At 73.4% G+C, this 8,670-nt stretch carries 6 protein-coding genes; all 6 read left to right on the forward strand.

The annotated features are described in order from the left end of the window. Positions 1 to 48: 48 nt before the first annotated feature. The 6 genes from AH6_RS40285 to AH6_RS40310 all read left to right on the forward strand — a co-directional run bounded on the left by AH6_RS40285 (position 49) and on the right by AH6_RS40310 (position 8,317). A complete protein-coding gene (locus AH6_RS40285) occupies positions 49 to 1,191 on the forward strand; it encodes a glycosyltransferase family 4 protein (RefSeq protein WP_067491433.1) in 1,143 nt (380 codons plus the stop codon). Positions 1,192 to 1,250: 59 nt separating this feature from the next. Beyond that, positions 1,251 to 2,303, forward strand: a complete 1,053-nt coding sequence (manB, locus tag AH6_RS40290) for a mannose-1-phosphate guanylyltransferase (RefSeq protein WP_281180313.1) — start codon at positions 1,251 to 1,253, stop codon at positions 2,301 to 2,303. Further along, positions 2,296 to 3,267, forward strand: coding sequence for a DNA-3-methyladenine glycosylase family protein (locus AH6_RS40295; RefSeq protein ID WP_245679689.1), 972 nt, complete (start codon positions 2,296 to 2,298; stop codon positions 3,265 to 3,267). Before manB ends, AH6_RS40295 begins: the two co-directional genes overlap by 8 nt. A gap of 293 nt (positions 3,268 to 3,560) precedes the next feature. Then, positions 3,561 to 4,565, forward strand: coding sequence for a LysR family transcriptional regulator (locus AH6_RS40300; RefSeq protein ID WP_067491438.1), 1,005 nt, complete (start codon positions 3,561 to 3,563; stop codon positions 4,563 to 4,565). 91 nt (positions 4,566 to 4,656) lie between these two features. Beyond that, complete coding sequence (locus tag AH6_RS40305; RefSeq protein WP_067491440.1) at positions 4,657 to 7,218, forward strand: bifunctional FO biosynthesis protein CofGH; 2,562 nt, start codon at positions 4,657 to 4,659, stop codon at positions 7,216 to 7,218. A 58-nt stretch (positions 7,219 to 7,276) separates the two neighbouring features. Then, a complete protein-coding gene (locus AH6_RS40310; RefSeq protein ID WP_083983925.1) occupies positions 7,277 to 8,317 on the forward strand; it encodes a substrate-binding domain-containing protein in 1,041 nt (346 codons plus the stop codon). Positions 8,318 to 8,670 lie beyond the last annotated feature (353 nt).

Raw genomic sequence — 8,670 nt, forward strand, 5'->3', positions numbered from 1 at the left:
GAGTGATCTACGCCACTCGGCCGAGCCGGGGGAGAGGGGTGGTGACCCGTGGCTCCGCGCATCCTTCTCGACGCGACCGCGGTGCCCGCCGATCGTGGGGGACTGGGCCGCTACGTGGACGGCCTGCTGGCCGCCCTGCACACGCTCGGCGCCGATCTCGCGGTCGCCTGCCAGCGTGCCGACGAGCAGCGCTACGGCCTGCTCGCGCCCGGTGCCCGCGTCGTCGCCGGGCCCGCCGCGCTCGCGCATCGGGCGACCCGGCTGGCCTGGGAACAGTCCGGATTGCCGCACCTCGCTGAGCGTGTCGGTGCTGACGTCATCCATCTACCGTCCTACACGATCCCCATCCGGCCCGGCCTGCCCACCGTCGTGACCATCCACGACGTCACGCTGTTCGCCGAGCCCGAGCCGCACGACCCGCTGCGCACCACCTACGTCAAGTCCGCCACCCGCACCGCCGCCCGCCGCGCCACCCGGCTCATCGCGCCCTCCCGCGCCACCCGCGACGAGCTGGTCCGCGTGCTGGACGCCGACCCCGACCACATCGACGTCGCCTGCCACGGCGTCGACCACCAGGTGTTCCACCGCCCCGACGAGGACGAGGTCAAGCGCGTCTCCGACCGGCTCGGCCTGCACGGGCGGCCCTACCTCGCCTACCTGGGCGCACTGGAGCCGCGCAAGAACGTGCCCAACCTCATCCGCGGCTGGGCGCAAGCCTGCGCGGGCCTGCCCGATCCGCCCGCGCTGGTCCTGGCGGGCAGCGGCGGCTGGGACGACGAGGTGGACGCCGCGCTGGCGACCGTCCCGCTCGACCTGCGCGTGGTGCGCCCCGGCTACCTACCGTGGTCCTCCCTGCCCGGCTTCTTCGGCGGCGCGCTCGTGGTGACGCTCCCGAGCCGCGGCGAAGGCTTCGGCCTGCCGGTGCTGGAGGCCATGGCCTGCGGAGCCCCGGTCCTGACGACCCGGCGCGGCCCGCTGCCCGAGGTCGGCGGTGACGCGGTCGCCTACACCGAGCCCGACGCCGACGGCATCGCCACCGCGCTAGCCGAGCTGATCGGCGACGCCAACAGGCGGCGCGAGCTGGCCGAAGCCGCCCACGCCCGTTCCCACCGCTTCAGCTGGCAGGCGTCGGCCGAGGCCCACCTCGCCTCCTACGAGCGCGCGGTCACCCAGTATGCGGCGTCCCGATAGGTTTGACCGGCTGGTTTTCGCGCGGCATCCGAGGAAGGGAACCGTTGGAAGCGATTTTGTTGGTCGGGGGCCAGGGGACCCGCCTCCGCCCGTTGACGATCTCCACCCCCAAGCCGTTGCTCCCCACCGCCGGTGTCGCCTTCCTCGCGCACCAGCTCGCCCGCGCCCGCAGCGTGGGGGTGACGCGGATCGTGTTCGCGACGTCCTACCGCGCGGAGATGTTCGAGGCGGCCTTCGGCACCCACGCGCACGGCGTCGACCTGGCTTACGTCACCGAGGACGAGCCGCTGGGCACCGGCGGCGCGATCCGCAACGCCGCCACCGCGCTGACCTGCGGCCCCGACGAGCCGGTGCTGATCCTCAACGGTGACATCCTGTCCGGCCACGACGTGCGCGCCCAGGTGGATCTGCACGAGAAGGCGGGCGCGGCGGTCACCCTCCACCTGACCGAGGTGGACGACCCGTCCCGGTTCGGCTGCGTGCCGACCGACGGCGAGGGCCGCGTCACCGCGTTCCTGGAGAAGACCCCGAACCCGGTCACCAACCAGATCAACGCCGGCTGCTACGTGTTCCGCCGCTCCGCGATCGACTCCATCGCGCCCGGCGAGGTCGTGTCGGTGGAGCGCGAGACCTTCCCCGGCCTGATCGCCTCGGGCGCGCCGGTGATGGGCTACGTCGAGTCGGCGTACTGGCTGGACGTCGGCACCCCGGAGGCGTTCGTGCAGGGCTCGCGTGACCTGGTGCTGGGCGCGATCGCCTCTCCGGCGATGCCCGGCGAGCCTGGCGAGCGGCTGTGTCTGGAGGGCGCGATCGTGTCGCCGGGCGCGGTGGTGCGCGGCGGCACGACGGTCGGCCGGGGCGCGGAGATCGAGGCGGGCGCGACGGTGCTGGGCAGCGTGCTCCAGGACGGCGCGTTCGTCGCCGAGGGAGCCACCGTGCGTGACTCGGTGCTCGGACGTGGCGCGCGCGTCGGCGCGGGCGCGGTGCTCGACGGCGTGGTGCTCGGCGACGGCGTCAGCGTCGGCCCCGGCAACGAGCTGAAGAACGGCCTGCGGTTGTGGCCGGGGATCACCCTGCCGCCCACCGCGGTGCGTTTCTCCGCCGATGCCTGAGCAAGTGGTTGCCGGGGAGCGCACCGCTGGAGCGCTCCCCGGCCACCGGACCGACGCCCCGCTCACCCGCGAGTGGCGGGCCCCCTGGCCGCTCGACCTGCGGCGCGTCCTGCGACCGCACAGCCGAGGCCACCGCGATCCGTCGTTCCGGACCGACCGCGACGGCACGATCTGGCGCGTCTCCCGCACCCCCGACGGCCCGGGGACGTTGCGCCTGCGCACCGCACGCGATCCCGCGCGCGTCGTGCCCGGCGACGTCGTCCACGCCACCGCCTGGGGTCCGGGCGCGGCGCTGATGCTGGCCGGGCTCCCCGATCTCCTGGGAGCGAACGACGTCCCCGAGAGGTTCCAGGCGCGGCACCCGATCCTGGAGCGGGCCCTGCGCGCGAGCGAGGGGTTGCGCATCGGCCGTACCGGGCTCGTCTTCGAGGCCCTGGTCCCGGCGGTGCTGGAGCAGAAGGTCCTGCTGGAGGAGGCGTGGCGGGCCTGGGGCTACCTGCTGCGCCGGTTCGGCGAGCCCGCGCCCGGCGCGCCTGAGCTGCGCGTCCCGCCCCCGGCGCAGGTCTGGGCCCGCATCCCGTCGTGGGAGTGGCACCGGTCGGGCGCCGAGCCGGTCCGCGCCCGGACGATCGTCAACGCGGCGCGGTACGCGTCCCGTCTGGAGGCCGATCCGTCCGTGCGGCGGCTGACCTCCCTGCCCGGGATCGGAGTCTGGACGGCCGCCGAGATCCGGCAGCGCGCCCTGGGCGATCCCGACGCCGTCTCGGTCGGCGACTACCACCTGCCCGGCATCGTGGGCCGGGCGCTGGCGGGCCGTCCGGTGGACGACGCCGGGATGCTGGAGCTGCTGGAGCCCTACGCCGGTCATCGGCACCGGGTCACCCGATTGCTTGAAGCGAGCGGCGCGCCCCGTCCGCCGCGCCGCGCTCCGCGGCTGCCGGTGCGGGACTACCGGTCCTTCTGACGGCTTCCTTGCGAGGGGCGGGACGGCGCGGCAGGCGGAAGTTGTCCGGGGCCCAGTCGAGGCCGTCGCGGGAGTCCGCGCCGAACAGGACGCCGAGGGCGCCGAAGGCGGCGAGGGTGAGGACGAGGGCGATGAGCGTGATCATGGGAGTGTCCTTAGGGTTTCTGGTGGGGGCCTGGCCGGGCCCCCGGGACGTTCCCGCGCGGTTCGGTGTTCGTATCTAGAGTTTGACTCAGTCCAACATTGAGGTCCAGCGACCTTTTCTGGACGGTTTGTGTAAGGATTCCTTCACGATGCTCGATCTGGGACGTCTCCGGGTGCTGCGCGAGCTTGAGCGGCGCGGCACCGTCGGCGCGGTCGCCGAGGCCCTGGGGTACAGCCCCTCGGCCGTCTCGCAGCAGCTCGCCCAGCTCCAGAAGGAGGTGGGCGTCACGCTGGTCGAGCGCGTCGGCCGCCGCCTGCGGCTGACCACGGCCGGGGAGGTGCTGGCCGGGCACGCCGACCGGCTGTTGTCGGACGTGCAGCGCGCCCAGGAGCAGGCGCTGGCCGCCGCCGGGCGCGTCGCGGGCACCGTCCGCGTGGTCGGCTTCCAGACGGCGCTGCTGCACGTGCTGGCCCCCACGCTGCCGCGCCTCACCGCCGCCTACCCCGACCTGGTGGTGGAGACGGTGGACGAGGAGTTCCACCGCGTGCTGGAGGCCCTGGCGCTCCAGGAGATCGACGTCGTCATGACCGACGAGTACTCCCGGCTGCCCCGCCCGCGCCGCCCCGAGCTGGCCGCCGAGACGCTGGTGGTGGAGCCGATGCGGATCGCGCTGCCCGCCGCCGACCCGCTGGCCGCCGACCCCGGCCCGGTGTCGATGGCCGCGCTCATCGACCGCCCGTGGGTGACCGGCCACCTCGGCACCAACCACTCCGACCTGCTGGAACGCACCTGCGTGGAGACCGGCGGCTTCCGCCCCCGCGTCCTGCACCGCACCAACGACCTGCTCATCATCTTCGCGATGGTCGCGCACGGCGGCGCGGCCTGCCTGGTCCCCGACCTCGCCCTGGCCGAGCGGCACCCCGGCATCGTGGTCCGCGACCTGGCCGAGGCGCGGGTGGACCGCCGGATGGTGTTGTGGCGGCGGGTCGGGGCGGACGTGCGGCCGTCGGTGCGCGCGGTGCTGGACGCGCTGCGCGAGTCGGCCGCCGAGCTGCGCGCGAGCCGTCCGGGCCTGCGCGCCGGGGGCCCGGACGACACGCCCGGCGCGCCGCCCGGCGACGCGGAGGCCGAGCGGGCCCGGAGCAGGGAATAGATCATCCGGCGGCGCGGCTGTCCCCGGGGAGGCCGTCCGGTGCGGGGCTCCCACCGCTTCCGGAATATGACGATTGGCATAGAGTGCCGGCATGGACGCTGGTGTGACCGACTCCGCACTGCGCCGGGCGCTCGCCCGAGCCCGTGACGGCAAGACACTCGACCCCTCCGAGGCCACCACCCTGCTGCACGCCCGGGGCGCGCGGCTCGACGACCTGCTCTCCTACGCCGCCCGGACCCGCGACGCGGGCCTGGAGGCCGCGGGCCGCCCCGGCATCATCACCTACAGCCGCAAGGTCTTCATCCCGCTGACCCGGCTGTGCCGCGACCGGTGCGGCTACTGCACGTTCGCGACCGTGCCGCACAAGCTGGAGTCGCCCTACCTCAGCCCCGACGAGGTCCTGGAGATCGCCCGCCAGGGCGCGGCGATGGGCTGCAAGGAGGCGCTGTTCACCCTCGGCGACCGCCCCGAGGACCGCTGGGGCGCGGCCCGCGAGTGGCTGGACGCGCACGGCTACGACGACACCCTGTCCTACGTGCGCGCGATGGCGATCCGGGTGCTGGAGGAGACCGGCCTGCTGCCGCACCTGAACCCCGGCGTCATGAGCTGGCGGGACTTCCAGCGGCTCAAGCCGGTCGCGCCGTCCATGGGCATGATGCTGGAGACGACCGCGACCCGGCTGTTCAGCGAGCGGGGCGGCCCGCACTTCGGCTCGCCCGACAAGGACCCGGCGGTGCGGCTGCGGGTGCTGGAGGACGCGGGCCGGGTCAACGTGCCGTTCACCACCGGCATCCTGATCGGCATCGGCGAGACGATCGCCGAGCGCGCGGACGCGATCTTCGCGATCCGCAAGACGATGCGCGAGTACGGCGCGATCCAGGAAGTGATCGTCCAGAACTTCCGCGCCAAGCCCGACACCAAGATGATGGCCACCCCCGACGCCGACCTTGAGGAGCTGGCCGCCACCATCGCGGTCGCCCGCATCGTCCTCGGCCCCAAGGCCCGCATCCAGGCCCCGCCGAACCTCGTCGGCGACGAGCACGCCCTCATGCTGCGCGCCGGGATCGACGACTGGGGCGGCGTCTCCCCGCTGACGCCCGACCACGTCAACCCCGAGCGCCCCTGGCCGCACATCGACGAGCTGGCCGCCACCACCGCCGCGTCCGGCTTCACGCTGCGCGAGCGCCTGACGATCTACCCCGAGTACGTCACGCGCGGCGAACCGTGGCTCGACCCGCGCCTCGCCGGGCACGTCGCCGCCCTCGCCGACCCCAAGACCGGCCTCGCGCGCGAGGACGCCGTGTTGGAGGGACGTCCCTGGCAGGAGCCGGACGGCGGGTTCGCCGCGTTCGGCCGCACCGACCTGCACGTCGAGATCGACACCACCGGCCGCACCAGCGACCGCCGCGACGACTTCGACGAGGTCTACGGCGACTGGGACGCGCTCAAGGACCGCATGAACGCGCCCCAGCGCTTCGACGCCGACATCAAGGCGGCCCTGGCCAGCGCCGAGAAGGACCCGGCCGGGCTGAGCGACGACGAGGCCCTCGCCCTGCTGCACGCCGACGGCCCCGAGCTGGACGCCCTCACCCGCCTCGCCGACGACCTGCGCCGCGAGGCCGTGGGCGACGAGGTCACCTACGTCGTCACCCGGAACATCAACTTCACCAACGTCTGCTACACCGGCTGCCGCTTCTGCGCGTTCGCCCAGCGCCGCACCGACGCCGACGCCTACACGCTCTCGCTGGAGCAGGTCGGCGACCGCGTGGACGAGGCGTGGGCGGCCGGGGCCACCGAGATCTGCATGCAGGGCGGCATCCACCCCGACCTGCCCGGCACCGCCTACTTCGACCTCGCGCGCGAGGTGAAGAAGCGCGCCCCCGGCATCCACCTGCACTCCTACAGCCCGATGGAGGTCGTCAACGGCGTCGCCCGCACCGACCTGTCGGTCCGCGAGTGGCTGATCGCGGCGAAGGAGGCCGGGGTGGACTCGCTGCCCGGCACCGCCGCCGAGATCCTCGACGACGAGGTCCGCTGGGTGCTGACCAAGGGCAAGCTGCCCACCGACCAGTGGGTGGAGGTCGTCACCACCGCGCACGAGATCGGTCTCCCGACCACCTCCACGATGATGTACGGGCACGTGGACACCCCGGCGCACTGGGTGGGCCACCTCAAGCTGCTGCGCTCGATCCAGGAGCGGACCGGCGGGTTCAGCGAGTTCGTGCTGCTGCCGTTCGTGCACCACAACTCGCCGATCTACCTGGCCGGACTCGCCCGCCCGGGGCCGACCGTGCGGGAGAACCTGGCCGTGCACGCGCTGGCGCGCATCCTGCTGCACGGCGCGATCCACAACATCCAGACGTCGTGGGTCAAGCTCGGCGAGGACCTGTGCTCCCGCGTCCTGCAGGGCGGGGTGAACGACCTCGGCGGCACGCTGATGGAGGAGACCATCAGCCGCATGGCCGGCTCGGAGAACGGGTCGTTCAAGGCGATCAGCGAGCTGGAGGAGATCGCGGCCCGCGCCGGCCGCCCCGCCCGCCAGCGCGACACCCTGTACGGGCCGGTCCCCGCCGAGCGCATCGAGGCGGCCCGCCGCACCGACGGCATCGGCCACTTCGGCGCGAAGCGGAAACTGCCACTCGTCGGGATCTGAGTTCCATCAAGGACCGGGCGGCGCGCCATCGCGCCGCCCGGTCCGGTATTACTGACGCGTGGACGAACAGCCGACCCCCGGCGCGGCACCGCCTCCCCGGCCGTGGTGGCGCAGGCCCGTCGCGTGGGGCGCTGCCGCCACGTTGACGGTCACGGCGGCGGGCGGCGCGGTGTGGGCGTCCGGCGTGTTCGAGGGGGCCTGCGGCTCCGAGCTGGACATCACGGTCGCCGCGCAGCCGGAGGCGACGCAGGCGCTGCGCGAGATCGCCGACCGCTTCTCGGTGGAGAACCACCGGGTCGCGGGCCGCTGCGTGCGCGTGCAGGTGATGCCCACCGAACCCGCCTACTACCTGCGCGACGAGACCGTGCGGCAGGTGTCCGACGCGTGGGTGCCCGAGTCGTCGTTGTGGTTCAAGGTGGCCGGGGACGCGGGCCTGAAGGGCGTCCCCAAGGGCGGGCCGTCGATCGCGACGTCCCCGGTGGTGCTGGCGACGCCCCGCGCGGTCGGCGAGGAGTTCGCGGACGCGGAGATCAAGCCGTCCTGGAAGCTGCTGCTGGACGACGAGGCCGAGGACCTGCCGCTGGAGCGCCGCGCCGCCGACCCCGCCGCGAGCATGTCGGGCGCTGTGACGATGCTCGCCATCTCCCAGGTCACCAAGGAGGACGACCCGCCGTCAGGGTTGGTGAAGGACCTGCGGAAGGCGACCCCGAAGGCGGGCCCGCTCGACGCCCTGACCAGCGCGGAACGTTTCGACCGTCCGCTTGCCGCCACCACCGAACAGGCCGTCGCCGCCTACAACAAGACGCATCGTCCTAATCCGCTGGCAGTGCTGACGCCGCGCGAAGGCACGCTGCTCCTTGATCACCCTTATGCCGTCACGACCACCAACGCTGATAGGCGCGCGGCTGCCGAAGCGTTCCAGGACGCCTTGGGAGCACGCTCCTCCCGCGACATCCTGCAACGCTTCGGCTTCCGCACACCCGAAGGCGAGATGGCCCCCGACCAGGCCGAACGCCTCGACGTTGGAGAGAAGCCCCCGGAGGCTTTGCGGCTGCCCAGCCAGAAGGAGATCGACCGCGCGGTCAAATCCTGGCGCTAGGACTGAGGGAGGGGGCGTTGCCCACTGCAACCCCGTCTGTAGTGGCTGAGGTGGGCGTGATGGTGCGGGGCGCGGGGCTGGGGTTGATGGTCGGGGGCGGGGCGCGGGGTTGGGGTTAGCGGTCGAGTGTGGGAAACCCGTGCGGGCTGGGGTTGGTGGGCACCTGGATCAACCCCGCGCGGGGCTGGGGTTGGTGGTCGGGCGCGGGGCGCGGGGTTGGGGTTGTTGGTCGGGTGCGGGAAACCCGCACGGGGTGGGGTTGTTGGGCTCCTGGATGAACCCCGCGCGGGGTAGAGGTTGTTGGTCGGGCGCGGAAAACCCGCGCGGGATTGGGATTGTTGGTCTGGTGTAGA

Source organism: Actinomadura hibisca NBRC 15177 (assembly GCF_001552635.1).
In the GTDB taxonomy this organism is placed as follows: domain Bacteria; phylum Actinomycetota; class Actinomycetes; order Streptosporangiales; family Streptosporangiaceae; genus Spirillospora; species Spirillospora hibisca.